4 tRNA genes are annotated in these 768 nt (G+C 55.7%); all 4 read right to left on the bottom strand.

The features are described from left to right. Nucleotides 1-202: 202 nt before the first annotated feature. A tRNA-Ala gene (locus KZO25_RS19860) sits at nucleotides 203-291 on the bottom strand. An 18-nt stretch (nucleotides 292-309) separates the two neighbouring features. Next, nucleotides 310-385 (bottom strand) — tRNA-Ala (locus tag KZO25_RS19855). A gap of 117 nt (nucleotides 386-502) precedes the next feature. Beyond that, nucleotides 503-600 (bottom strand) — tRNA-OTHER (locus KZO25_RS19850). A 16-nt stretch (nucleotides 601-616) separates the two neighbouring features. Then, a tRNA-Ile gene (locus KZO25_RS19845) sits at nucleotides 617-693 on the bottom strand. Between the last annotated feature and the right edge of the window lie 75 nt (nucleotides 694-768).

The following is a 768-nucleotide window of genomic DNA, read 5'->3' as shown; positions in this document are numbered from 1 at the left end:
ACTCACGACAATTGCCGGATACGCTTGAGACGTATCACGTTGTCCTTCCTTTTCAGGAAGAACTTGTCAGCATGATTCACATTGTTAAAGAGCAGACTGTCAATCGACAGTCATAAACCCGTCATCGCGCTGTGCGACGGTGGCTTATGACTGCGGATCCGATCAGGTAATTCGACTGTTGGTGTGCAGGTGACGCGAGAGGTGGTGGAGCCAAGCGGGATCGAAGTCGTGCGCGACCCCGGCGCGACCTCCTGTCGTGCAAGGCAGGCGCTCTCCCAACTGAGCTCTTCCGGACTTTCCTGCGGAAAGTGGTGGAGCCAAGCGGGATCGAACCGCTGACCTCCTGCGTGCAAGGCAGGCGCTCTCCCAGCTGAGCTATGGCCCCCTATCAACATCGACTCCTTCAAAAGGAGTAAATGCAATTTCGTCGGAGACAAGGCGCTTTGGGCCGACGTGTAGCCTGCTACACGAGGTTCAAAGCAACGCCGTATCCGGCGAAATTTGGTGGGTCTGGGCAGATTTGAAAATAAACCCGGCGACCTCACCCTTCTCTTTACAGAACTTCCGGGGGTGCGCTCTCACCAACTGAGCGACAGACCCGGCCGAAGCTCGAGAATGGTGGGTCTGGGCAGATTTGAACTGCCGACCTCACCCTTATCAGGGGTGCGCTCTAACCAACTGAGCTACAGACCCATTGGTCACGCTGGGCCTATACCCAAACAGTCTTTGCTCTGGTCGATCAGGTAATTCATTGTGAGCACTTGCCGC

It is taken from the genome of Halomonas sp. ANAO-440 (assembly GCF_019915905.1).
Classification (GTDB): domain Bacteria; phylum Pseudomonadota; class Gammaproteobacteria; order Pseudomonadales; family Halomonadaceae; genus Halomonas; species Halomonas chromatireducens.
The sequence above is the reverse complement of the archived record's forward strand: the minus strand, read 5'-3'. Positions and strand labels throughout refer to the sequence as shown.